Origin of the sequence: Neptunomonas marina, assembly GCF_004005935.1 — a bacterium.
GTDB classification, from domain to species: Bacteria; Pseudomonadota; Gammaproteobacteria; order Pseudomonadales; family Balneatricaceae; genus Neptunomonas; species Neptunomonas marina.
Window position 1 is genome coordinate 577617 of sequence record NZ_SACQ01000001.1, and the last position, 24679, is coordinate 602295.

A 24679-nucleotide genomic window follows, 5' to 3' on the forward strand; every position below is an offset into this window, starting at 1 on the left:
GACGAATGTCTCAGAAATTTGATGTTATCGTTATTGGTGCAGGTCCTGGCGGTTACGTAGCGGCTATTCGCGCTGCGCAGCTAGGTCTGAAGACTGCTTGTGTTGAAAAGTGGGTTGATGACAAAGGCACTGCGGTCCTAGGCGGTACATGCCTGAATGTAGGTTGTATCCCTTCGAAAGCGCTTCTGGAGTCTACTCATAAATTCCACGAAGCTGCACACGATTTTGCTGTGCACGGCATTGGTGCTGAAAACGTATCGATGGATGTGAAGCAGATGGTGTCTCGTAAGAACACTATCGTTAAGAATCTGACGGGTGGTATCACTGGTCTATTCAAAGCTAACGGCGTTACTTTGCTGCAAGGCATGGGTAAGTTGCTTGCGAACAAGAAGGTCGAGGTAACTGCAGCTGATGGTGAAGCGGCGGTATACGAAGCTGAAAATGTTATCCTAGCATCTGGTTCTGTACCTGTAGAAATCCCGCCAGCACCGCTAACTGAAGGCTTGATTCTAGATAACGCTGGCGCGTTGGATATCGATGAAACGCCTAAGCGTTTGGGTGTGATTGGCGCTGGTGTAATCGGTTTGGAAATGGGGTCAGTATGGGCGCGTTTAGGCTCAGAAGTGACTGTTCTTGAAGCGATGGACGATTTCCTGGCTGCAGCTGATAAAGATGTAGCGAAGGAAGCGGCAAAGCTGTTTAAGAAGCAGAAGCTTGATATCAAGCTAGGTGCGCGCTGCACAGGCACTGAAATCATCGATGGCAAAGAAGTTAAGGTTAAGTTTACTGACAGCGAAGGCGACAAAGAGATCGTTGTTGACAAGCTGATCGTAGCTGTTGGCCGTCGTCCACAAACTCAAGGTTTGTTGGCAGGTGACAGCGGCGTTAAGTTGGACGAACGCGGCTTTATCTTTGTAGATGAAAACTGCCGTACAGGTGTTCCAGGCGTATTTGCAATTGGTGATTCCGTACGTGGTCCTATGCTTGCGCACAAGGCTTCTGAAGAGGGAATCATGGTTGCAGATATCATTGCTGGTCACAAAGCCGCAATGAACTACGATGTCATCCCTAACATCATTTACACGTATCCTGAACTAGCATGGGTTGGTAAAACAGAGCAAGAACTTAAAGCTGACGGCGTAAAAGTTAAGACAGGTAAGTTCCCATTTGCCGCTACAGGCCGTGCAATGGCTGCAAACTCTACCGAAGGTTTTGTTAAAGTTATTGCTGACGAAGAGACTGACCGTATTCTTGGTGTGCATATCGTTGGTGGTATCGCATCAGAGCTGATTGGTCAGGCTGCCATCGCGATGGAATTCTGCTCTAGTGCGGAAGATCTGCAGATGACAGTCTTCGCTCACCCGACAGTGAGTGAAGCGATTCACGAAGCTGCGTTGGCGGTAGACAACCATGCTATCCATATGGCTAATCGCAAAAAGCGTTAGTCTATAGCATTATTCAAATATCTAAGTTTCGGCCGGGCCAAAAGCCTGGCCGATTTTGCGAGAGCTTGTCGTAAAACTGTGGGCCGGTGTTGTGCTACAACTACATCGGATTTATCAGAGACAATACAACGGACTAGAGCATGAATCTTCACGAGTACCAAGGCAAACAACTGTTTGCTCAATATGGTCTACCAGTATCGAAAGGTTACGCGGTAGATACTCCGGAAGCTGCAGAAGAAGCAGCACAGAAAATCGGCGGTGATAAATGGGTTGTTAAGGCTCAGGTTCACGCTGGCGGCCGCGGTAAAGCGGGCGGTGTTAAGTTGGTAGATACGCCAGCTGCTGCAAAGGAGTTCGCAGCGAATTGGTTAGGCAAAAATTTGGTAACTTACCAAACTGACGAAAATGGCCAGCCAGTATCAAAAATTTTGGTTGAGACATGTACAGATATCGCTCAAGAGCTATATCTTGGTGCAGTCGTAGATCGCTCTACACGTCGCATCGTTTTCATGGCATCCACAGAGGGTGGTGTTGAAATCGAGAAAGTTGCTGAAGAGACACCTGAAAAGATCCTTAAAGCAACAATTGACCCGTTGACTGGTGCTCAGCCATACCAAGCACGTGAGTTGGCGTTCAAGCTTGGCCTGAACGGTGATCAAGTGAAGCAGTTCACTAAGATCTTCCTGGGCTTGGCGCAGATGTTCGAAGAGAAAGATCTTGCGTTGTTAGAGATCAACCCTCTTGTTATTACTGATGCGGGTAACTTGCACTGCCTAGACGCGAAAGTTGTCATCGACGGCAACGCTGTCTACCGTCACAAAGACCTTCAAGAGATGCAAGACCCTTCTCAGGAAGATGAGCGTGAAGCACGTGCGGCAGAGTGGGATCTTAACTACGTTGCACTAGATGGTTCTATTGGCTGCATGGTTAACGGTGCTGGCCTTGCGATGGGTACCATGGATATCGTTTCTTTGCACGGTGGTTTCCCTGCAAACTTCCTGGATGTAGGTGGCGGCGCGACGAAAGAGCGTGTTACTGAAGCATTCAAGATCATCCTTGAAGATAGCAAAGTTAAAGCGGTACTCGTTAACATCTTCGGTGGTATCGTTCGTTGCGATTTGATTGCTGACGGTATCATTGGCGCAGTTAAAGAAGTAGGCGTAAGCGTACCAGTTGTGGTACGTCTGGAAGGTAACAATGCTGAGTTGGGTGCACAGCGCCTGGCTGAGTCTGGTTTGGATATCATTGCTGCAACCAGTCTGACAGATGCTGCTCAGCAAGCAGTTAAAGCAGCGGAGGGTAAGTAATCATGTCCATTCTGATCAATAAAGATACTAAAGTTATCTGCCAAGGTTTCACTGGTGGTCAAGGTACTTTCCACTCTGAGCAAGCGATTGCTTACGGTACTCAGATGGTTGGCGGTGTAACGCCAGGTAAAGGTGGCACTGAGCACCTAGGTTTGCCAGTCTTCAACACAGTTGCAGAGGCTGTAGAAGCAACAGGTGCGGAAGCGTCTGTTATCTATGTTCCAGCTCCGTTCTGTAAAGACTCTATCTTGGAAGCTGCGCACGCTGGTATCAAGCTGATCGTTTGTATTACTGAGCACATTCCAGTGATGGATATGCTGCAATGTAAAGTGAAGTGTGACGAGCTGGGTGTTCGCCTAATCGGCCCTAACTGCCCAGGCGTTATCACTCCGGGTGAGTGTAAGATTGGTATTATGCCAGGCCACATTCACTTGCCAGGTAAAGTAGGTATCGTTTCTCGTTCAGGTACACTGACGTATGAAGCTGTTAAGCAGACAACTGATTACGGTTTTGGTCAGTCTACTTGCGTAGGTATTGGTGGTGATCCAATCCCAGGCTCTAACTTCATCGATATTCTTGAGATGTTCGAGAAGGACCCTCAGACTGAAGCGATCGTTATGATCGGTGAGATCGGTGGTACTGCAGAAGAAGAAGCGGCTGCATTCATCAAGGCAAATGTAACGAAGCCAGTGGTTTCTTACATTGCTGGTGTAACGGCTCCTGCTGGTAAGCGTATGGGTCACGCAGGCGCGATCATTTCTGGTGGTAAAGGCACAGCGGATGAGAAGTTCGCAGCATTGGAAGATGCTGGTGTTAAAACTGTTCGCTCCCTTGCTCAGATTGGCGACGCTCTGAAAGAAGTAACTGGCTGGTAATACAGTAAGTTAAGTAAAAAGGCAGCCTTGGCTGCCTTTTTTGTTTGTCATGATTGTTTAGTGCTAAGGCACGCGCAGCTCTAAAACGCCGTTGGTTTGGCGTAGTTCTAGATGCTTGAGAAAGCTCATACCCAATAGCACGGTATTACCTTCCATAAAGGGATTTATGTGTGCTGCGACATCCCTCATCTCAATTCCGCCTAATTGCACACTCTCTAGTTCAGTCCGGAAAACACTGATACTACCATTAGCCGTGCCAACACGAACCTTATCTCCCGGATCAAGTCCTATGCGTTGAGCCACCGGTTGAGGAACGCTGATGTTGGTTGCGCCTGTGTCTAATAGGAAAACAACAGGCTCACCTTCGATGAGGCCCGTTGCCACGTAGTGGCCTTGGCGGTTGCGCTCAAGTACCACAGGCTCGTTGCTCTGGCCGATAGCTAAGTTAGAGTTTGGGTTATACTGATGTTTGACCCAATTGTTAAAAATGATTGTCAATAAAACTAGTGCGATGATCCATGTTAAGTGGCGCATCAGTGATGACATCTTGTTGAGTGTATCTGTCATGCTCTCCTCACATTTGTTCTAGGCTTTAGAAGCATGTGGGGAGTGAAAGTTCAGCAGCATGGTGTTGAAACCAAAGAAGCGTTCGGGCGGGGGAAATGCGATGGGATCGATTAAAGAGCGCGTCGGCGGATGCTTAGCGGACTATTTGTCGAAACCGCGCGAGGCGAACTTGCAGCTAGCGACCAGCAGTCCTGATAGCTTGTCAGCCGCTTTGAAAAAGGGCGATGTTCTTTTGGTAGAGGGCACTAGTCGCGTGAGTTCTGTTATCAAGTATTTGACACAGTCTACTTGGTCACACGCTGCGCTCTATGTTGGTGATTGCGCCGAGACATGTAATGGTGAGACGCGCTGCTTGGTTGAGGCTGATCTGAATGACGGTGTTCGCTCGGTTCCTCTCAGCATGTACAGCGACCAGCATACGCGTATTTGCCGCCCCGTTGGGTTATCAGCTAGCGAAATAGATGAGGTCGTTTGTTACGCTATGGATAGGTTAGGAGATACCTATGATCGAAAAAATATTGTCGATTTAGCGCGCTATTTACTGCCTCTGCCGCCGCTGCCAGGTCGTTGGCGCCGCTCTTTTCTTCAGTTAGGCAGCGGTGACCCAACTCAAGCTATCTGCTCGTCGTTAATTGCTCAAGCGTTTCAGTCAGTCCATTATCCGATTCTCCCGGCCGCATATGCTGTATCTCGCGATTCTGGTCAGATGCGCCGCCTTTTTTCTCGTCACCCCAGTCTCTATACGCCAAGAGACTTCGATGTTTCTCCGTATTTTAAGGTGATAAAGCCGATGCTAGAGAAGCACTCAGATTATCGGGATGTTATTTGCTGGGGGGATAGCGCACCTGTGTTTGAAATCTATTCTGATGATGTCGTTTAGCGCTTATGCGGCGGCGCTTTAAACCGAGTTTTCAGCTCCTAAAATATCAATGTTAGGCTGTCAGCTTTCCTTACAATATAGGGTACCCGCTTTAAACTAGCCATAAAAAGGCATTGCTTATCAGTAACTTAATTTTTGGCTTAATATTTGCTTAAGCAATATCAGATAGATCTAATAGTGGAGAAGTCTGATGATGTGGGAAGAAAATTATAATATTGATCACTACACTTCTGGAAAAGAACCTAACCTCTTTTTAAAGCAGCAGATAGGTTGCTTACCGCCGCAAGCTAGGGTTCTGTGTCTCACAACTGCGAATGGTTACGATGCAGTGCACCTTGCGTTAGCAGGCTTTCATGTGACTGCGGTTGATATCTCTTGGATGACCCTTGATGCCACACGGCAGTTGGCAGAACAGAATGAACTTAATATTGAGCTTATTCGTGCTGACCTTCTGCATTACCCGTTAGGATATGAAGAGTGGGATGCCGTTGTGTCGCTTTTTTATCAGCCTCCTCGCGGAGCGCAAGCAACGATGTATCAACGTATGATGAACGCCCTAAAGCCAGGGGGTGTGCTCATACTGGAAGGCTATACGGAAAAACACTTAAGAAAACTAAAGAAGGACATTGGCCCTGCGTTAGCAGCTGAGCGTCTTAAACGTGCGCTGCCCGATGCACAGTTTTTACAGTTAGAAGAGCTTGAGCGGCCGCAAAGCGAGCAAACATCTCGAATGGGTACACTGTCTGTGGTTCAAGCGGTGGCTGTTAAGCCAAAATAGTACTTTATACGATACAAGGGTATCCGCCGCTAGGTCGGAACTGGTCAATTAAGTAGTTGATCAGCAACTGAGTTTTGAGGGTTTGATCTGCTCGGGAGCGATACAGCAAGCTAATTGGTCTCGGTGGCGGTACGAAAGCGCTAAGAATTTCTACGAGAGACCCATCTGCCAGTGGGTCTTTGACGAGCATTTTAGGTTGTAGAATGATGCCTAAGTCAGCAAGAGCGGCATTTAGGAGTGCAGATCCGCAGTTCGATTGAAACCGGGCTTGCGGAAATGCAAAGGGCTTCAGTTCGTCAGGAGAGTAGAACGGTGAGTGCTTGCGCCAATGCTTAAACGCCAAACACTGGTGATGTTGCAGTGCCTCGATAGACTCGGGCGTGCCGTGTTTCTCGAGATAGGTCGGTGATGCGCAAAAGACCATTTCAATATTACATAGCTGTCTAGCGATATAGGCCGCGTTCTCTAATCTCCCCGTGCGTAAAATAACATCGTAGTCATCATGCATCACATCCACTTTTTCATTGGTTAGCGACAAGTCAATGCTGACATGTGGGTGCTGATCTAAGAACTTACCTATCATTGGCGATAAAATTTCTGCACCAAAGGTGATGGGCGCATTGATGCGCAAAACGCCTGAAGCCGTGTTCTTTATTGCTGATATGCGTTGGTCTAGAAATTGGTGCTCATGCAGAAGGCGTTCGCACTCGGTAAAGTAAGTTCGGCCAACCTCGGTGAGGCTCTGCTTGCGAGTAGTGCGGTTCAGTAGGGTGGTTCCAACGTGGTGTTCTAGGCTCCGGATATGCTTGCCAACCATTGCGGAGCTGATATGAAATTTCTCACTAGCACGCACAAAGCTGCCCGTTTTTACTACCTCTACAAAGACTTCCATGCTCAGTAAACGGTCCATGTATTAAAAACCCATAGTTTTTTCTAATCGAAATACAGTCATATTTATAAAATAAAAGGATGCAATATACTAGTTGTGTTGCGAGAAAGCGCCGCAAGACACCATGTGTGTCTGCTGGCGATGGGTCCTTCCCCTTTCTGGTTGCGAATTAACATCCCGTTGTAAAGCTGGCAGGTAGTAAAACCTGCCAGCTTTTTTATTGCCATCTGGCTGCAAGAGACGCTAGTGCAGCCGCGAGAGGTAACCCCATACCGGTCTGATGGTGAGCATCACAGTCGCCGCGAGTATCCCCACGATATGTACTTCACTAGCGATGGGTACCCCGATACTAACCCGTGTCTGCGGCATTAAAATACTCCAGATAATATATCCGACCACCAGTGAGTTTATCGCCGGCTGTTGCCGCCAAAAGCGTAATGCAGCATAGAAAAATAAGCTGTAAAGCAGTCCAGATGCACCCAGATAAAAGCTTCTAGTGTAGAGTAAGGTTAGGTAAATCGTCAGTGCAGCCCATACTCCGGCAACACAGTAGAGCAATTCTCTGTTTGACCAGTAGCGGCCGTAGAGTCCGAGCAAGCAAAGAGCGGCGATGAAATTATTTAGCAGGTGCGGCCATGACCAGTGGGTAAAATGAGCGGTAACGAGCTGCCAGATCGCAGGCTCGGCTGTTAATAGATAGAGCCTACGCACCCATGCTTCATTCCAAGGGGCGAAGGCTAAAAATAAAAGAGCGACGACGCAGATGCGCCATCGCTCTTGACGGAATCGCGCAACCACTGATGTTATTGCGCAGCTTCTTTACAGTTGGCTAGTACGAACTGATTAAACGCTTTTGCGTAATCAAACGCTTTAGCGCGGCGCTCGCCCTTTTCAACAGAATTGAGTGCATCACCTGTCCCAGGAACAAGTAAGTAACCACATTGGCTTTTGGCTTGCTCGACGAGGTCGCTATGGATGCCTGGTAGGGTTTGACGTCGGCCCGAAAATGCTAAAAGGCGGTAGTCTTTTTTTGCGATCGCAGCTGCTGCATCGGCTTTAGCGTCAGCATCGTCAACCCATGTGAGGTCAGCGTCAAAACGTTCATCATTCGGTTTTGTATTGCCTTTGCAGCCTGACAGAACCAGCCCTGAAAGTGCCAACAATAGGAGCGTCCAAGGTGGAAGGTTACCGCCACCACCGGAGCTACTATCAGGTGTGGTAGGGTCAGTTGGCGTTGTTGGATCGGTTGTTGTGCTCGTTGAGATGCTCAGGGCACCTTGGCTGATATTAAAGAAGATATTGTTAACACAGCGCACCATGACGCGGGCATTACTAACCGCTTGATTCGGCAGAGTGACGCTTTCAGATCCATCATTTGGAGTACCTGATAGCAGCACTGTGTTGAAAGCGGTGGCATTGCTGTTGGAGAGTAAAATATCGACTGCACTGCAGTTGATGGGTGCATCACTTGTGCCCGCGACATCCCAACGCACTTCCATACTGGCGCCTGGTTGGTAATTACTATTGTGTGCCGTTAGCAGCCTGAAAGGACCTGCTTGGTTAGTAACATTGATACGTGCATCGTCACTAGCTACTCCACCTGCATTATCGCGCACGGTAAAGCGGAAGTTGAGGGTTCGTGTCGTGGTTGGGAGGGTTTCGCCCAACGTAGATGTGCGGCTCACTAAATCGGACAGGCGAGGGAAGTAACGAGTTTTGTCGCTAGTGGGGGCCCACGAACGGAATAGTGTTCGTGTGCCATCATCAACCATATCGAGTGAGTCAGTCGATGCTGCGCCAGAGTCGATCTGCTCCCATTGATAGCTCAGAGCGGGTGTTGGGTTTACGTCCGAGCCTGTGCCCTCCAGCATGAACGGAGTATTTGCTGGAATCGTATAGTCGACGCCTGCATAGGCTGTTGGTGGCGTGTTTAGGACATTCGTCCGGGTTCCGCAGCTGCGAGAGCTGATGAAATCCATCATCTCTTCTACAGATTTTGAGTGAAAGAATGGATCGACAGTTTGCTGCAAGTCTTGATCAGCACAAATGCCTGCATAAGACATGATTGTACTGCCGCTACCCGGTTCCCAAGCAGTACCATCATTGCGGTTTGATCCACATGAACCAGAGCTGCCATTAAACGAGTGATTCGCACCTAGTTGATGGCCGATCTCGTGTGCTACGAGATCAACATAGAAAAAATCACCTGATGGGAACGGGCTGCCCGACATACCGCGCCCTTTGAGCTGCGGGCTGCAGACTCCAAAGTAGGCTAAACCACCGCCTTGTGTATTCAATACGTGGCCAATATCGTAATTGGACGTGCCGATAAAACTGTCAAGAACTCCAGCATTGGTTTCAACGTCGGAATCGTCATTTGCGAATGGGTCTGAATTGGCATTCGTAAAGATGACGCGGTCGTTATCTGCAACCAGTTCAAATTGAACTAATAGCTCTCGCTCATAAACTTCATTGATACGGTTGAGTAGTGTCACTACCGCACCGAGTCCACCAACCTTCGTGCCGCCATGGAACTGGGTATACTCGCCTGCCGCTGAGATCGCCATACGATAGGTAATGAGCTGATCTCCGGCAACGGTTTTCTCCAAAGCTTGAGTGTCATTGGCTAGCGATGCGGTGTCTTTGAAGTATTGGTCGGCAGAGCGGCGGTTCAGCGCCTTGGCATGTTTAGAGTAGTAAGCCATGTGGCGTTCTGTTGCGATGTTGGATGGATCGATCATCACCCACTCATCATTGTGCTTGAACATGCCGTGAAAACCCTGCGGGGTGATATCAAAGCGACCACGGTTTCGTGGGTCGTTAACATCCACACCTCTAAACGTACGAATAGCAGGGTACTTAGCGGCGAGTTCCGGCGCAGTAACCGGTGTATAGCTCAGTTGGTAGGTTGCGAAGCTACCATCTGGAAGCGGTAGTTCAAGTGAAACCGTTTCGCCTTCGAGCATTTGAGTTAGCGCAGCAACGTTTGTATCAACGTATCGGGCTGCGCTTGCTTGAATTGTCTGCTTTGCTTGGGGGGAGACAATCGGGGTAGTAACATCATTCCATAATGTTGAATTGGCTGCTGCGCCGAGCGGGGCTGCCAATAATACGCTCGTGAGTAATGATACAGAGCTAAAGCACTTCATTGCTGTAGAATCTCCATGTGATATAGGACTACCTATGCTTACAATACCGCGTAAGGCAGGTTTCAAGTCGGCGCATGATATAGCGCGCCAGACCCTTTACAGTTTAGCGTTATCGGCCAAGTCTGCACGGACTACAGAGGATAACGGCTCTTAACGTGTAGATAAAGCGACACTTACTGCTGCGTCCGCATGGATTAGGGTCGTATCGAAAACGGGCAGGGTGACGTCAGCTGCATTAATCAGCAATCCAATTTCTGTGCATCCAAGGATTACGGCCTCTGCGCCAGCGCGTTTTAAATCCTCAACCACACGGCAGTAATAATCTTTGGATGCGGGTTTGATCTCTCCTTGGCAGAGCTCCTCATAGATGATGCGGTGTACTTCGCTTCGGCTGTCACTATCAGGTGTAATCACGCTGATACCATGTTGCTCTTCCAAGCGGCCTCTATAAAAGGATTGCTCCATGGTAAAGCGGGTACCCAGCAAGCCGACTTTTTGTACACCAGTTGCTTTGAGCTGTTGTGCGGTGGCATCAGCGATATGGAGTAGTGGAATCTGAGTTGCTTCTTGCACGGCCGGCGCGACTTTGTGCATGGTGTTGGTACATATCAGTATTAGGTCTGCCCCTGCAGCTTCCAGCTGCTCAGCGGCTTGGGAGAGAATATCCGCAGTTGCGGCCCAATCTCCCTTGTGTTGGAGGGCTTCTATCTCTGCGAAATCAACACTGACCATGGCGATCTTGGCTGAATGTAAACCGCCTAGTGCGTTCTTTATGCCCTGATTGATCTGGGTGTAATAGGTGACGGTCGATTCCCAGCTCATGCCGCCCAATAGTCCTATTGTTTTCATGGGTGCTTTGTTTCCTTTGCTATTCAATGAGTTATTTGAGAGGCTTGCAGCTACATAGCCTCATGCTAGTTTGGATTGAGAACGGGTGCTGATATTGGCCGTTGCGCTGGTCCCCGCACGTGTTTTCCTTATTTCATGTGCTGAAGCGTTTAGACGCGAGAAAGGATACGCAAGGCGATGATTATCATCCCCACAGAAAAACATATCGATTGGCGCCGAACGCCGATCATATTGATTGCACTGATTGGTCTTAACATCATCATCTTTAGCTTTTATCAATCGGGAGATTCGCTCAAGATTGATCGCTCTGTTGGACAATATGTCAATGACGACTACCTAGACCTTGAGTGGCCTGCCTACCAAAAGTTCCTCACCTCACAGGGCAAAACTGAGCAACTAAACGAATTCCAGAGCTTTTACGACCAAGGAGATCATTACCAGCTTGCTTATTGGTTGCTGAGTGACGCGGCATTTGCTGATCACTTTGGGGAACGGCGAGAAGCCCTTTATCCAAGGGTGCGGGACTATTACTGGCAACAGCGTGATGAGCTGCATCAGCAACTTGCGTCGGTAAGTGTGGTCGCATACGGGTTTAACTCGCAGCAGTTTAACCCGCTGACGCTTGTTACTTACCAGTTTCTGCACGGCGACCTACTTCATCTGGTGGGCAATATGTTTATTCTCGCTGTATGTGGGTTTGCGGTTGAGGCCTCGATAGGGCACGGGTTATTTTTGCTCTTTTACTTGTTAGCGGGTACGGCTGGCGCGCTGTTATATGGCGCTTTCAACACAGGGCCTTCATCGTTGGTAGGGGCCTCAGGAGCGATTTCTGGTGTTATGGCGATGTATCTCGGTATTTTTCGCCTTCGGCGCATCGAGTTTTTTTACTGGATCTTTGTGTTTGCAGGTTATTTCCGCGCGCCAGCGCTGTTCATACTTCCGGTGTACATAGCGAATGAGCTGCTTAACTATGTTAACCAGCCTGACTCCAGTGTTGCTTTTATGGCCCATACCGGTGGATTCGTCGTTGGAGCAGTGCTGGTTTTAGTCACCAACAATCTCAAACATCCTGTGATTGATCAGGCCTATATTGAAGAAGATCAAGAGGTGCCCGCTGCACAAAAAGCACGAGCCCTTATCTATCAATATTTGGAGAAATTTCAGTTTGAGTCAGCTTTAGCGGAGATAGAGCGCTTTCAATCGCGCTTTGGTGATGATTTTGAGTTGTCCCGTATGCACATTGTGCTATCAGCTCAGCTGGGCAAGCCCTATGAAGACGCACTAAAAAGGCTCTTGAGTTGGCCAAGTGTATCGCAGCGCCAGTTGCGGCAACTGAATGCGCTCTGGCGCGAGACACCAGAGCTGCTCGCGACACTTGATAATGATGCGCTTGCTAAGTTGGGTGTGAAGTTTTTACAGCTTCCCGACCGCTCGTATGCTGAAGCCATTTGTGAGCAGTTGCAGTCGCGTGAAGCGAAATCTCCGTTTTTTGCCGATCTTGCAACCCGCTTAGCTAATCTGCACTCGAAGTTAGGTAACAAGAACAAGAGTGCGAACTATCAAGCGATTGCTGAACGTTTGAATCAGGGGCACTGGCTGTGAGTGATACGATGTCGTTTTGCAAATACCACCCCACAGAGCATGCTCAATATGTTTGCCACCAATGCGAACTCAACTGCTGCAGCGAGTGCGTTGTCGGCGGAGAGACCTTTGGTACTGAGTGCTGCCCTCTATGCGGATCGCGTCTAGATTTTCTTGGTGATGCGACGAATGCGGAGCCGTTTTGGCGGCGCATTGATAAAAGCTTTAAATACCCCATCCGCAAAGAGACTCTAATGTTGATCATAGGGGTTGCCGTGACATCGGCTGTATTAGCCAATGTGGGCGGCTTTATTGCATTTGTGGTGATGCTGCTGTTAACCGGTGCGATGATGAAATACAGCTTCATCTGCATGGTGGCCACGGCAAACGGCCATATGCAAGCGCCCCCCATATCTGAAGCGTTTACGGGCGGGGTTCGCCTTATCCTTAGCTTGACCGGTATGCTGATCATCATGACTGCCATCGTATTTACGGTTTATAGCCAGCTTGGTGTGTATGCGGCGGCAGTGCTTGGGTTGTTTTATATGGTGTGTTTTCCCGCTGTACTCATGCACTACGCGCTATCGGACAGCATTTTAGCGTCGATAAACCCTCTTAATATTCTGCATACCGTTAAAACCATTGGGTTTCCTTACGCTTTGCTAATGGCATTTATCGCCATGATGTCGGTATCGGTTGCCACGATACATGGCCTTATTGGTGACGGGTACAGTGTGGTGGCCGTTGCACTACAGAGTATGGTGTCCGATTACTACATGGTCGTTCTTTTCCATGTGATGGGATACATCCTCTTTATCAATCAGCATGGTTTTGGCTATGAAGCTCGGCGCGAAGATGATGAGCAGCAACCGCTGATCCCTCTAAGTGCAGAGGAGCACCTTCTGGCCACGGTTGCTATTTTTGTCAAAGAAGGGGACTTTTCGCGAGCTTTTGAGGAGCTTTCTAAAACGGTAAAGAGTCAGCCTTCGGAGCGTCTCTACCAGCGTTATTTTGATCTTGCTTTTGCGAGCCGCTCGGTAGACCAGTTGCGGCGTTTAGTCCCGCAATATATGGGGTATTTGATTCGCCGTGGTCGGGAGCGTCAGATCTATGATCTCTACCGCAAAACGCTGCACGTGGATAAGCAGTTTCTACCTGAGACGCCGTTGGGGTGCCATCAGCTTGCAGGCATTTGTATGACTCATGGGAATCCTGAGCTAGGAGTTCGTTTGCTGAATGGCTTGCATCGACGCTTTCCTGATTATGACAACCTCAACGGAGCCTACATACTGATGGCAGATCTATTAGAAATGATTCCTAAAGCCGCTCATAAGGCGTCGGAATATCGCGCATTTGCTGAGAATTTTGCAGCATTAGGCGAGTCCAGTAAGGAGATGAACCCCAGTGCCGATTGACTTCGGTAATGTGGCATAAACCCGAAATGATACTGCAGTGATAACTGGTGATAATGTGATCTAAAGGTTTATTGATAGCGTAACGCAAAACATAAAAGATATATCTTGTTATCGATAATGATATTGATTATCATTTATATGTCTTTTAATGAATGGCTTCAATAAGCGAAACAAGGAGCAGATATGAACCACTCCACTGACCGAGCTGCCGAGAGCAGCGTTGCCTCTTTTGTCGTTGCGGTATTTGCCATGGGTTTACTGGCAGCAGTGATGTTGATCCCTGCATAGCAGCTGCACCCGCAGCTAGATAAATACGTAGCGCGGGCGCCGTCATTATGGACAAGGGCCGATTCGCTGGCCTGTCCATGATGAATCCATGGTCACTTCCATTCCCTGCATCGACATAGTCATCTGCATCTTTCCTGACATCTCGTCACCATTAACCTTCAGTATCCCATCACCTTTTGCTTGACCACCCTCCTCTTGGCACACCATTTTCCATGTGATGGTATCGCTCGTGACATTAACATCTGAGACAGCACAAGACTGGTCTTCTTGATCAATAAATAGCTCTGGGGTCACCTCAGTTTCGGTAACGCATTCGCGCGTCGTTTCTTTCATCGGTTGTGGCAGCATCGATGACTTAATAACGGTTGTGGACTCCCACAAACCCGGCTCAACGGGAATGCCCTCAGCACTGGTTAACGTTGAGGCACAAATGAGCAATGAAGCGCAGAGATAGCGTTGGCAACGCATAGTGATGTCCTTTAATTAGGTCGGCTGAATATAGGATTTCATTCTATTGGCTTCTCAAGTGAATAGCCATTGCGAAAATAGGTGATCGATTTAACGACACCAGAGCGCTGAACGCTTATAATTGCGCACTTTTATTGATTTACACTGGAGTTCCAGCATGGCTGATATCGTTGTTTGCGCACTTTACAAATTTGTGACGCTCGATAATTTCCAAGAGATTCGCGAACCTTTGACACAAGTGATGCAAAGCAACCATATTCGCGGCACGTTACTGTTGGCAAATGAAGGTATTAACGGAACTGTATCCGGATCTCGCGAAGGTATTGATAGCTTGCTGACGTGGCTGAAATCAGACCCGCGTTTGGCCGATCTTGACTACAAAGAGTCATACCATGAAAAACAACCGTTTAAGCGTGGCAAAGTGAAACTCAAGAAGGAGATTGTCACACTGGGCGTTGAGGGCATTGACCCAAAACGTGTTGTGGGTACCTATATCGAGCCACAGGATTGGAATGCTCTCATCTCTGACCCAGACGTCGTCGTTGTCGATACGCGTAATGACTATGAGGTCCAAGTCGGTACCTTTAAGCATGCAGTGAACCCCGAGACAGATACCTTCCGTGAGTTTCCAGCGTATGTTGCAGAAAACATGAATCCCGAAAAGCAGAAGAAGGTTGCGATGTTTTGCACCGGTGGCATTCGCTGTGAAAAGTCGACGGCCTTTATGCTTGAGCAGGGCTTTGAAGAGGTTTATCACCTCAAGGGCGGTATCTTGAAATATCTCGAAGAGGTGGACCAAGAGGAATCCCTATGGGAAGGTGAGTGCTTCGTATTTGATGACCGTGTGACAGTCAATCATCAGCTAGAGAAGGGCCAATATGAAGCCTGTGCGGCTTGCCGTCTACCTATTACTGCTGAGGATAAAGCAAGCGATAAGTTTGAGCAGGGTGTTAGCTGCCCGCACTGTTTTGGTAAGCATAGTGAAGATCAGCTAGCGCGCTTTCGCCAGCGTGAACTACAAATGCGCCTCGCCAGAGAACGCGGTGAGGGGCACTTGGGTGAAGAAGCCAATGAAAGTACGCAAACACGTCGTCAGAAAAAGCAGGCGGATCGTGAGCGTCAGCAGCAAGCACAGCAACGCAAATCAGGCAGCTGAGGCATAACGCTTTTGGTCTAGGTCGCTGATTAATTTAAATTTATAGCTAACAAACAAAAACAGCTGTGCTATAACTTAGGGAAAAGATAATACAGGGTAGGAGAACACTATGGCTGACTCTGGCAGCAACTATCAGCAGCGCTTCGATGCACTCTCTAGCGCATTAGAGCAAATTGTTGTGCACCTTAATGCCGCTGGTGAGGTGACCGATGTCAGAGCTGGGGATGCACAGTGGTTGCATCCTGATGTACTCCTAACCCGCACGTTCTCAAGCCTTTTCTCATCGGATATTAGCGCGCATATTGATGCTCAAATCGAAAGTGCGCTGGCCTCGCGTGAGCCGCAAAAACTGCTAGTATCGATGAACCCTGAGCATTCATTGGACTGGCGTGAAGCCGGCCTTACTGATGCGCAGGTATGGGACACACGTGTTGTTGCTGTAAATGATGATGAGCTGCTCTGGATTGCTCGCGATATTGCAGATGCTAAGCGTTCAGAGCAAAAAGCGATTACATTAGCGCAGCGTGATCCTCTTACAGGCGCATACAACCGCCGAGCTTTGATGACGATTCTCAAGCAGTCTGTTGCCCAAGCCAAACGTTATGACTGGGTATGCTCATTCCTGAAAATAGATATCGATCACTTCAGCGACATCAATAGCACACATGGTTTAGATGCGGGTGATCGAGTATTGCAAGCCTTTGTGCAAGCGATGCAAAACTTTAAGCGCACAGCCGATTTCTTTGCGCGCTTCTCTGATGATGCATTTGTGATGTTTCTGCCTGAAACTAATCACGATCAGGCGTTGTTAGCAGCGGAGCGGGTGCGCCGCCTAGCGGAAAACTTAGAGATCGATTTCGAAGATGTCACACTCAAGATTACGGTGTGCATAGGCTCGGCAACACTGCAAGATACGGAAGATTCTGCTGAAGATATCTTAAAGCGTGCAGAAGAGAACTTGTTTATCGCCAAGCAAAGTGGTTCCAATCGAATTGAAGGTGAGAGCGACGCTTAAGCGTACGTCATGTAAAAAGGAGGCTATTTAGCCTCCTTTTTTGTTGCTCTAATCAGCTATGTTTAGTGCGTCTGCGCTGGTGCTTGAGTGCTGCACCACCTGAAAACACGATAAGCCCTGCCCAGATAAGAGCAAAAGTGACCCAGTCATCCTGATTGAAAGGCTCGCCGAGTATCAACACTGCCGATAATAACTGCAGAGACGGCGCCAGATAAATCATAAACCCGAGTACGGTTAAACTAAGGTGTTTCGCCGCGGCTGAAAAGGCAATGAGCGGCAATGCCGTAATAATGCCAGAGAGCATGAGTAGCCCCCAATCGTAACTGGATAACGATGAGCCGGTGCCTGCAAGCAGCAAATAGCTTAAATACACCAATGCTGCAGGTACGAGAATCAGCGTTTCGATGAACAACCCCGATACGGCATCCACCTGTGTTTGCTTTCGGATTAACCCATAAAACGCGAAGGTTGTTGCCAGCGTTAGCGATATCCAAGGTAACTCTCCTACGCTAATTAGCTTATAGCCCACACCTGCAAGCGCCAAGCCGATCGCGATCTTCTGAAAACCGAAGAGCGTCTCTTTCAAGAAAATCACCGCCAGCGCAACGGCTACAAGTGGATTAATAAAGTAACCCAAGCTCGCCTCGACCGCGCGGCCTGCGCCCACGGCCCAGATGTATAGCACCCAATTAATTGCAATCATGCACGAGGAGCCTGCCAGCAGCAGAAGTAAGCGTCGATCATTAAACGCGTAGCGCACCTTTTTCCATTGGCGGGTGACGCTTAAAACAATCGCGACAAAAATCAGCGACCAAAGAACACGGTGGCCCAGCACCTCTACAGCGGGGATGTGTTTAACAAGGTGGAAAAAGAGCGCGAAGCAGCCCCAAATACCATAAGCGGCAAGCGCAAGCAGCAGGCCTCGTTGGGAATCGTTCAAAGTGACGTCCTTGTTGCGGGATCAAAAAAAAGAGCGCCTCAATAGCGCTCGCGAATATGTTGAATTGTGCGGTGGTTCAGCGCTCAGGCTGTGGCCTAGCCAAGGTCTGGATGCTGTTTAAGACATGCGACCAATGCTTCCATCTGTTCCTGAGTACCAATGGTGATACGCAAGAAGTTGTCTATCTCTGGGCGACTGAAGTGACGCACTAAAATATTGTTGGTACGCAGGTAGCCCATTAGCTCAGCGCCTTCGATAAAGCGATGCTCAGCGAACACAAAGTTTGTAGCCGATGGGATGACCTTAAAGCCTAGCTCTGATAGCTGCTCGGTTGTCCATTGGCGCGTAGTGATAATCTGCGCCACGGACTGTTCAAAGTAGGATTGATCTTGCAGGGCAGCAACCGCCGTTTTTTGTGCCAGCGCGTCAAGTGGATAGGAGTTAAAGCTATTTTTTACGCGCTCCAAACCATCGATCAGCTCTGTATGACCGATGGCAAAGCCAACTCGCATACCTGCGAGTGAGCGCGATTTAGAGAAGGTTTGGATGACCAGTACATTTGGGTATTTGTCCACTAACGCGACTGCGCTTTGGGCGCCAAAATCAACGTAAGCTTCATCAACAATCACAACGGACTCGGTATTGCGCTGCAGTAGGGCTTCAATCTCATCCAACGATAGCGATCTGCCCGTGGGTGCATTTGGGTTTGCAAAGATGATGCCGCCGTTCTCAGTCGTGTAGTTTGTTAGTGCAACGGAGAAGTCATCCTCAAGGGGAATGTGCTGATAGTCGATCTGGTAGAGGTTGCAATACACATCGTAGAAGCTGTAGGTGATAGATGGCATCAACAACGGCTTTTCTTGGCGGAAAAATGCCATGAACGCGTGTGCGAGCACCTCGTCTGAACCGTTCCCAACAAAGACTTGGGCACGCTCAACACCGTAGTAGTTGGCGAGTGCCTCTTTAAGCTCTGTCGAGTCAGGGTCTGGGTACAGAGTGAGTCGAGCAGTATCGTAATGATGCAGTGCGTGCTCAACAGCCGGCGAGGGGGGGAAAGGGTTCTCGTTGGTGTTAAGTTTGATCAGATTAGTAACCTTAGGCTGTTCACCAGGAACATAAGGTGTGAGGTCACGAATCGCTGCACTCCAGAACTTGCTCATTTGATCTCTCGTTTAAATTAACCAATTGGTTTAAATGGCAAAACAGAATAGCAAAATTCAGCTGCCGAGAATATCTGCGCCAGCTGAATTTTTTATGCCAACATGTCGTTGGTTACCGTGTAGCCGTTTGCAAGCTTTTAAAGCGTGTCACCAGCTGTGTTAGGCCTGCCTCATTGTAGGCGTTGAGTAACGCAGAGCCCACGATGGCGATATCCGCATGACCAATCAGCGCCGTGATATGTTCCGGCTTGCTAATTCCAAAGCCAACACCGAGCGGCACTGACGTTTGCTGTTTTAGCGTATCTAAGTTGTCCGTTACTGCATCGAATGCAGTGGCGCCACCAGTAACACCTGATCGGCTCACACAGTAGAGCATACCGCTGGCAGCGCTGAGGGTTTGGGCTAAGCGGGCGGAGTCCATCTGTGGAATGGTTAGCCAGATCGGTGCAATGTCCGCAGCCTTTAACGGCTCAACGAAACTGGCTTGCTCTATCGGCAGATCGGGGATGATTAAGCCACTTATTGCAGGCGCTGCGGTGTCGGCCAAGGCTTCAAAACCAAATTGTAACATTGGGTTAAGGTAGCTCATAAGTACGACTTTGCTGTCAGGGTAGCGTGTGGCAAGGGCGTTGATATCGGCCAAGCACTGGCGAAGTGTAGGAGCATTCTCTAGCGCGACGTGACAGGCATTAGTGATTGTTGGTCCATCGGCGACCGGGTCAGAAAAAGGAAACTGAACTTCAAGAATATCCGTGCCTTCGCGCAGCAATGTCTCCATGATCTCTAGGCTATCTTTTATCGTTGGATAGCCATAGATAACATGGGTCATAAGGAGGATCGGTCGGCTCTCGCGCTGAGTTTTGATATAGGTTTGCAGGGTGCTCATGCTTGCTTCTCCCGCGCTAGGTAATCCGCTAGAAAGTCGTTAAATGGGGCGTCTTTTAGGGCGCTTGCGATGTTAAACAGGTCCTTATCACCACGGCCTGATAAATTCACAACGAGTTTTTCGTCACGCGAAAGCTTTGGTGCCTCAGCAATTGCGGCTGCAACAGCGTGAGAGGACTCGAGTGCCGCGATAATGCCCTCTGTTGTGGCGAGTCGTTTAAAGGCGTCTAGGACGGCTTCGTCACGTGCGGCTGTCATGCGTAGCTCATTGCGCTTGACCATATCCGCAAGAATCGGGGAAACGCCGACATAATCCAGACCTGCCGAGATCGATTGCGTTGGCAGCAGCTGGCCTTGTTCATCTTGCAAGAACTCAGTCGCGTAACCTTGTGCGATCCCGAAGCGTGCTTGATCGGTGTTGAAGCGCATCGCGTGCTCTCCTACGCCGTCGCCAATTCCGCCGGCCTCGACACCCACAAGCTCGGTTGTTGTGCCTTTATAGGGCAGGAAGATTCCGCAGGCGTTACTGCCACCGCCAACACAAGCATAGATCTTATCAGGTTGACGCCCGAGTACCTCCGGCGCTTGGCTGAGCACTTCTTCGCCAATGATCGACTGGAAACCGGCGACCATCTCAGGGTAGGGAGCGCAACCGCAACTTGTGCCGATCAGGTAGTGGGTGTCATTAAAACTACTCGACCAGTCGCGCATCGCTTCATCTAGCGCATCCTTTAAGGTGGCTGCGCCGGTTGTGACAGGTACTACCGTTGCGCCTAGTTGCTTCATCCAGAACACATTAGGGTACTGGCGTTCAATATCGTGGGCACCCATGTAAACGGTGCATTCAAGGCCGAGGCGGGCAGAAACCAATGCAGAAGCCACGCCATGTTGTCCTGCGCCCGTTTCAGCGATCACGCGTTTTTTGCCCATGCGTTTCGCGAGCAAGCCTTGGCCGATCACGTTATTCATCTTGTGCGCGCCGCTGTGGTTTAGATCTTCGCGCTTAAGATAGATTTGAGCGCCGCCCAACTGCTGAGATAAGTTCGGGCAGGGGGTTAGCGGTGTTGGGCGCCCAGAATACTGTTGCATCTGCGCCAGCATTTCAGCTTTGAATTCGGGATCAGCCATCGCTTCTCGGTAAGCGCTGAGCAGATCTTGTTGGCTATTGAACAGTATTTCGGGAATAAAGCTTCCCCCATATTGACCAAAACGTCCTTCATCACTCATGATCAGATCCTGATATAAATTATTAACTAAACGGTTTAGTTAAATTAATCGTTTTTTTTGTGCGCGTCAATGGGGGATTTATGGCGAGAGGGCGTCCATCAAAACGTCAGCTCATTGTCGATACGGCATTTGAGTTATTTGCTGAGCGTGGTTATCAAGGTACGTCTATCGACCTTGTTGTGCAGGTTGCCGGTGTATCTAAGCCGACGGTTTACAATAATTTTCCGAGTAAGTTGGCGTTGTTATTAGCGGTGCTGGAGCAGCAGGCGGCTGAGCTTAGTAAGCACTTCAGCCAAGCAGAAACTGAACATAGTGATGGGCTGGAGCGCATTCTGGCGTTTTATCAAGCACTTGTTAAAGACGCGGCACGGTTGGCGATCTATCGTATCTTTCTTGGCGAGGAGCATAAGTTGTCAGATGAGCTCAAGGCTGCGTTTGCAGACTATCAGTCGCAAATCGAACGCTGGGTTTTGGCTCAAGCGCCGAACCCGTTAGAAAGGTTGAGCGGTTCGGCTATGTTGTTGCAGGGAGCTTTGGTACAGGGGCTTATGCTACCTGCGCTTATGGGGATGGATCCTGATGAGGGCGCCGTGCGTCGTGCGCTGTCTGGCTTGCTAAAGCACTGCTAGAGTACCTTCGAGTAGGGAAGTGCTACCTTGTCCATAGTGGCTATGTGTCGGTGTAACCAGTTTGGGAAAACATCAACGAGATAGGTACGTATGGCGTCTATATCGGTGTATTGCTGCCAGTGATCTAGGGCTGTCTGCAGCTCACGGATGACGCGGCGATGCTCTTGGCGGTGGCGCAGATAGTTAGGGCAGCTGTGGGTTTGCATGAGCTCTTCCTCACGCGAGAAGTGGTCAACTTGATGCTGGACTAATGCTTGGAAGTGCAGCGAAATTAACGATTCTTGCTCAGGGCTGGGCGTGCGCAGAACCTGTTCAAGCTGGTCGATGCGACGAAACACCTCCTGATGATCCTCCTCAATAGCCGTATGCACGGTGTGAGCGGTATCGTGACCGAAAGGGCTGTTTGGCATGAGCGGCTCCCGTTTCTTATTCTTCTGCTTTGAGGTTACGTCGACTTGCGCTGGGTTCCTATTTGGCTTTTGTCTAATTTAGAAGGCTATTCTGTACGCCAGTCTAGCCAGTAGCTGTAATCGATACGTGTGGATTCATGCAGGGCTTGCTGGAACTGCGCTGAGGGTGTGTTACTGCACTTGACGGGGTGGAACTCGGGTTCTGTCCATCCCGTCATTCCCCCGAGATAGTCCCGCTGATAGCCCCATGTGCCGCACGCCAAAATGGTGTCGTATCGTTGGTTGCGAGTGCATACTGCACAGGTTTCAAAACCAACGAAAATGTCTTGTCCTTCAATACCATAGCCATCTGATATGTAAGGGGTATCGTAGACGGCGACTTCCGATGCACGCGAATGCCGACCCTGCCAAGGTTTGTCGCGCGAGTCGATGGGGGTTTGGTGTGAGTTGTAGCCATGCTCAAGTGGTGCGGCATCGTAAAACGGGTGCAGGAAGCCATCAGGTACATCGATCTGTACTGACCGTTCGGGTGGAATGAGTCGTGCATTGGTGTGGCGCACCTGAATAACACGATATTGGTCGCATTGGGCAAAGTTACCGTGCTGTAAATGCCCTTGCCGACTTGGAAAAAGGTGTATTTCAAGGCCAACGCCTGTTGCGTTATCCCGTGGCGTGTACGCCGCGTTGTGGCGACTGTCGTGATACCACTCGCGCGAGAACACTAAAATGCCCAGTGCTTGTTTGTCGTAAATAACCGGACAGACTTTGCCTACCAGCAACTCGGCCGCGCTGATTGATTGGGCAAAAGCTGTGCATAGGAGAACAGAGTAAACTGTTTGAATCAAATGTTTCATAACAGCTCCTTTTGCTTGTTTTTAGGCGGAGTGTCACGATTTCAGTATAGATAGTTTCTGTTTGAATTCCAGTTGCTAGTTTTGGCTATGAAAGGCCTTGCTCTTCACTTGTTTTCGCTTACAGTGCCGCTTCCATTTCGGCACGTACTTGTTTGACATCTTGTTCTAGTTGGTCGATACGTGCTTTATCAGAGGCTGTAAGGTTGCGCTCACGATGAGCATACTGGACTTGCGTCAAGGCTCGATCGACCTGACCGGTCAGCAGAAAATAGTCGATGCGGGCTTCATGTACAGCGATGTTTCGTCCAGCCTGCCCGAGAGCTTCTGCCAGTAGGTAGTGGGTTGTAACGTCATTTGGGTATTCACGTTTAAGATCATTGAGAACCTGTACCGCTTTATCGGCTAAACCTGCGCCCATATATGCCTCTGCGCGGCGTTGCTCAACGGCAAAATTACCCGGGTATACCGCGGCTAGGCCATCGAGTGTTTGCGCGGCTTGTCCCCAGCGTAGAGCTGCAATATCGGCTTCAACGCCCGTGAGTTGTGTAAATAGATGCTTTCGCCATTCACCGGGAAGCTTAGCTAGTGCCTGTTTCGCTTGATCTGGACGGCTTAAACGGATCGCTGCGACGGCAAAGGCGTACAGGTCTTCGGGCTTGCCGCTAGAGCGATGTTTGTCTTGGAAATGGTTGTAAGCTGTTTGAGGGTTTGATTCATAGTACACCGCCATACGCGCCTTAACCGCTGCGAACTCAATACTGCGGCGGGTCAGTGGTGGCTTTCCGAGCCTCTCAGCGCGGTTGAGAGAGTCCGCAATACGTGCTTCGGTAACGGGGTGAGTCAATAAAAACTCAGGTGGTTTGCTTAAAAAGCGCTGTGATGCTTGCATACGGGAGAACATACGAGGCATCGCGCTGGGGTCGATGCCAGCAGAAACGAGTGTTTGCATACCCACTCGGTCAGCCTCACGTTCGTTTTGACGGCTAAACGAGAGACGGGCGGACTGTTGAGCGGCAATGGATGTAGAGATCGCCGCTGCGCCCGCTTGGGAGTCGGCGGCTGCAATCAGTACGCTGGCTAAGAAACTGGCAATGGCCAGTGGGCGATTACGACGTGATTCCTCTAAACTCGCTGCATAGTGGCGCTGGCTAAGGTGCGCCAGTTCGTGTGCAAGTACCGAAGCAAGCTCGTCCTCCCGCTCTGCAGCAAGCAGCAGGCCGCCGTGAATACCGATAATGCCGCCCGGTACTGCGAAGGCGTTAAACGTTTGATTATCAACAACGACCAAGTCGATGCGGCGGTCTTGCAGCTGGCTATGACCAACCAGCTCCCAACTGAGGTCGTGTAGATAGGACACAGCGAGTGGATCGTCCAAGAGCTTGACGCTTCCTCGTAATGAGCGCACCCATGCGCGGCCAAGACGGTGCTCCTGATCCAGAGAGATCGTTGAGGATGCAGCATCTGTGAGCACCGGTAGGTCGCTGTTCGCAATCGCTCGGGAAGATACGGAAAGCATAAGGATGAAGAAAAAAAGATGAACGAATCGCATGTAAAAGATCTCACTGGCTTTTAAGGTGGTGATAACCATGTCATTATCGTGGCATTTTTAGCTGAGACACCTTTCAGCCAAAATAACATACGTAATGTATTGATATAAGGCCAGAATATGCCAGATATTGAAGTTGACGAATTTCTTGATGCCTCCGGCCTCAATTGCCCGATGCCACTGCTGAAAACGAAGCAAAAGCTAAATCAGATGGTAACCGGTGAGCTATTAAAAGTGATTGCGACGGATGGTGGCTCGCAACGAGACTTTAAAGCATTTACTGATCAGTCCGACCATGAGCTGATTGAAATGTTCACCGAGGGTGGTGACTATATCTACGTGATTCGTCGCGGATAACTAGAACAA

24 protein-coding genes are annotated in these 24679 nt (G+C 49.4%); 11 read left to right on the top strand and 13 right to left on the bottom strand.

The features are described 5' to 3' along the window. Nucleotides 1-5 precede the first annotated feature (5 nt). The 3 genes from lpdA to sucD all read left to right on the top strand — a co-directional run bounded on the left by lpdA (nucleotide 6) and on the right by sucD (nucleotide 3627). Entirely contained in the window at nucleotides 6-1445 is a 1440-nt protein-coding gene (gene lpdA / locus EOE65_RS02700) for a dihydrolipoyl dehydrogenase (RefSeq protein WP_127692749.1), read from the top strand. Nucleotides 1446-1585: 140 nt separating this feature from the next. Then, entirely contained in the window at nucleotides 1586-2752 is a 1167-nt protein-coding gene (sucC, locus tag EOE65_RS02705) for an ADP-forming succinate--CoA ligase subunit beta (protein WP_127692750.1), read from the top strand. 2 nt (nucleotides 2753-2754) lie between these two features. After that, nucleotides 2755-3627 carry a succinate--CoA ligase subunit alpha gene (gene sucD / locus EOE65_RS02710; RefSeq protein ID WP_127692751.1) on the top strand — a complete coding sequence of 291 codons (873 nt, stop codon included), beginning with the start codon at nucleotides 2755-2757 and terminating at the stop codon, nucleotides 3625-3627. A gap of 63 nt (nucleotides 3628-3690) precedes the next feature. Here the strand turns inward: sucD and EOE65_RS02715 are convergent, their stop codons facing one another. Further along, nucleotides 3691-4194 carry a retropepsin-like aspartic protease family protein gene (locus EOE65_RS02715; protein WP_127692752.1) on the bottom strand — a complete coding sequence of 168 codons (504 nt, stop codon included), beginning with the start codon at nucleotides 4192-4194 and terminating at the stop codon, nucleotides 3691-3693. Between the two features lie 100 nt (nucleotides 4195-4294). Here EOE65_RS02715 and EOE65_RS02720 point away from each other — a divergent pair, with 100 nt between their 5' ends. Next, complete coding sequence (locus EOE65_RS02720) at nucleotides 4295-5074, top strand: YiiX/YebB-like N1pC/P60 family cysteine hydrolase (RefSeq protein WP_127692753.1); 780 nt, start codon at nucleotides 4295-4297, stop codon at nucleotides 5072-5074. Nucleotides 5075-5264: 190 nt separating this feature from the next. After that, nucleotides 5265-5852: a class I SAM-dependent methyltransferase gene (locus EOE65_RS02725; RefSeq protein WP_127692754.1), complete on the top strand. Its 588-nt coding sequence runs from the start codon at nucleotides 5265-5267 to the stop codon at nucleotides 5850-5852. Between the two features lie 4 nt (nucleotides 5853-5856). Here EOE65_RS02725 and EOE65_RS02730 read toward each other — a convergent pair whose 3' ends face one another. The 4 genes from EOE65_RS02730 to EOE65_RS02745 all read right to left on the bottom strand — a co-directional run bounded on the left by EOE65_RS02730 (nucleotide 5857) and on the right by EOE65_RS02745 (nucleotide 10739). After that, nucleotides 5857-6762: a LysR family transcriptional regulator gene (locus EOE65_RS02730; protein WP_127692755.1), complete on the bottom strand. Its 906-nt coding sequence runs from the start codon at nucleotides 6760-6762 to the stop codon at nucleotides 5857-5859. 222 nt (nucleotides 6763-6984) lie between these two features. Beyond that, nucleotides 6985-7452: a rhomboid family intramembrane serine protease gene (locus EOE65_RS02735; RefSeq protein ID WP_164846996.1), complete on the bottom strand. Its 468-nt coding sequence runs from the start codon at nucleotides 7450-7452 to the stop codon at nucleotides 6985-6987. A 92-nt stretch (nucleotides 7453-7544) separates the two neighbouring features. Beyond that, complete coding sequence (locus tag EOE65_RS02740; protein WP_127692757.1) at nucleotides 7545-9890, bottom strand: reprolysin-like metallopeptidase; 2346 nt, start codon at nucleotides 9888-9890, stop codon at nucleotides 7545-7547. Between the two features lie 150 nt (nucleotides 9891-10040). Continuing rightward, on the bottom strand, nucleotides 10041-10739 hold the full coding sequence (locus EOE65_RS02745) for an aspartate/glutamate racemase family protein (RefSeq protein ID WP_127692758.1): 699 nt from the start codon (nucleotides 10737-10739) through the stop codon (nucleotides 10041-10043). 177 nt (nucleotides 10740-10916) lie between these two features. On the opposite strand from EOE65_RS02745, the gene EOE65_RS02750 reads away from it, so the two are divergent. After that, on the top strand, nucleotides 10917-12341 hold the full coding sequence (locus tag EOE65_RS02750; protein WP_127692759.1) for a rhomboid family intramembrane serine protease: 1425 nt from the start codon (nucleotides 10917-10919) through the stop codon (nucleotides 12339-12341). Next, nucleotides 12338-13735, top strand: a complete 1398-nt coding sequence (locus EOE65_RS02755) for a B-box zinc finger protein (protein ID WP_127692760.1) — start codon at nucleotides 12338-12340, stop codon at nucleotides 13733-13735. Before EOE65_RS02750 ends, EOE65_RS02755 begins: the two co-directional genes overlap by 4 nt. A gap of 333 nt (nucleotides 13736-14068) precedes the next feature. Here EOE65_RS02755 and EOE65_RS02760 read toward each other — a convergent pair whose 3' ends face one another. Beyond that, on the bottom strand, nucleotides 14069-14491 hold the full coding sequence (locus EOE65_RS02760) for a DUF3617 domain-containing protein (protein ID WP_127692761.1): 423 nt from the start codon (nucleotides 14489-14491) through the stop codon (nucleotides 14069-14071). Nucleotides 14492-14648: 157 nt separating this feature from the next. On the opposite strand from EOE65_RS02760, the gene trhO reads away from it, so the two are divergent. Beyond that, nucleotides 14649-15647, top strand: a complete 999-nt coding sequence (gene trhO, locus EOE65_RS02765; protein ID WP_127692762.1) for an oxygen-dependent tRNA uridine(34) hydroxylase TrhO — start codon at nucleotides 14649-14651, stop codon at nucleotides 15645-15647. Nucleotides 15648-15756: 109 nt separating this feature from the next. Next, nucleotides 15757-16662 carry a GGDEF domain-containing protein gene (locus EOE65_RS02770; protein WP_127692763.1) on the top strand — a complete coding sequence of 302 codons (906 nt, stop codon included), beginning with the start codon at nucleotides 15757-15759 and terminating at the stop codon, nucleotides 16660-16662. Nucleotides 16663-16714: 52 nt separating this feature from the next. On the opposite strand, the gene rarD is transcribed toward EOE65_RS02770, so the two are convergent. From rarD to trpB, 4 genes are all read right to left on the bottom strand, one after another. After that, nucleotides 16715-17602, bottom strand: a complete 888-nt coding sequence (gene rarD / locus EOE65_RS02775) for an EamA family transporter RarD (protein WP_127692764.1) — start codon at nucleotides 17600-17602, stop codon at nucleotides 16715-16717. 95 nt (nucleotides 17603-17697) lie between these two features. Next, nucleotides 17698-18762 (bottom strand): histidinol-phosphate transaminase, encoded by a 1065-nt coding sequence (gene hisC / locus EOE65_RS02780; RefSeq protein WP_127692765.1) that lies wholly within the window; start codon nucleotides 18760-18762, stop codon nucleotides 17698-17700. A gap of 112 nt (nucleotides 18763-18874) precedes the next feature. Next, nucleotides 18875-19648, bottom strand: coding sequence for a tryptophan synthase subunit alpha (trpA, locus tag EOE65_RS02785; protein ID WP_127692766.1), 774 nt, complete (start codon nucleotides 19646-19648; stop codon nucleotides 18875-18877). Further along, a complete protein-coding gene (trpB, locus tag EOE65_RS02790; RefSeq protein WP_127692767.1) occupies nucleotides 19645-20874 on the bottom strand; it encodes a tryptophan synthase subunit beta in 1230 nt (409 codons plus the stop codon). The genes trpA and trpB overlap by 4 nt, the downstream gene beginning before the upstream one ends. A gap of 80 nt (nucleotides 20875-20954) precedes the next feature. Between trpB and EOE65_RS02795 the strand changes: the two genes are divergently transcribed. Further along, entirely contained in the window at nucleotides 20955-21503 is a 549-nt protein-coding gene (locus EOE65_RS02795; protein ID WP_127692768.1) for a TetR/AcrR family transcriptional regulator, read from the top strand. Here the strand turns inward: EOE65_RS02795 and EOE65_RS02800 are convergent. The 3 genes from EOE65_RS02800 to EOE65_RS02810 form a co-directional block, all read right to left on the bottom strand. Continuing rightward, nucleotides 21500-21913: a bacteriohemerythrin gene (locus tag EOE65_RS02800; protein WP_127692769.1), complete on the bottom strand. Its 414-nt coding sequence runs from the start codon at nucleotides 21911-21913 to the stop codon at nucleotides 21500-21502. The two genes, EOE65_RS02795 and EOE65_RS02800, sit on opposite strands and share 4 nt — an antisense overlap. Before the next feature lie 86 nt (nucleotides 21914-21999). Beyond that, on the bottom strand, nucleotides 22000-22767 hold the full coding sequence (locus EOE65_RS02805) for a hypothetical protein (RefSeq protein WP_127692770.1): 768 nt from the start codon (nucleotides 22765-22767) through the stop codon (nucleotides 22000-22002). A gap of 118 nt (nucleotides 22768-22885) precedes the next feature. Then, complete coding sequence (locus EOE65_RS02810; RefSeq protein WP_127692771.1) at nucleotides 22886-24316, bottom strand: M48 family metalloprotease; 1431 nt, start codon at nucleotides 24314-24316, stop codon at nucleotides 22886-22888. Between the two features lie 117 nt (nucleotides 24317-24433). Between EOE65_RS02810 and EOE65_RS02815 the strand changes: the two genes are divergently transcribed. Continuing rightward, on the top strand, nucleotides 24434-24670 hold the full coding sequence (locus tag EOE65_RS02815; RefSeq protein ID WP_206052590.1) for a sulfurtransferase TusA family protein: 237 nt from the start codon (nucleotides 24434-24436) through the stop codon (nucleotides 24668-24670). Nucleotides 24671-24679: the final 9 nt, after the last annotated feature.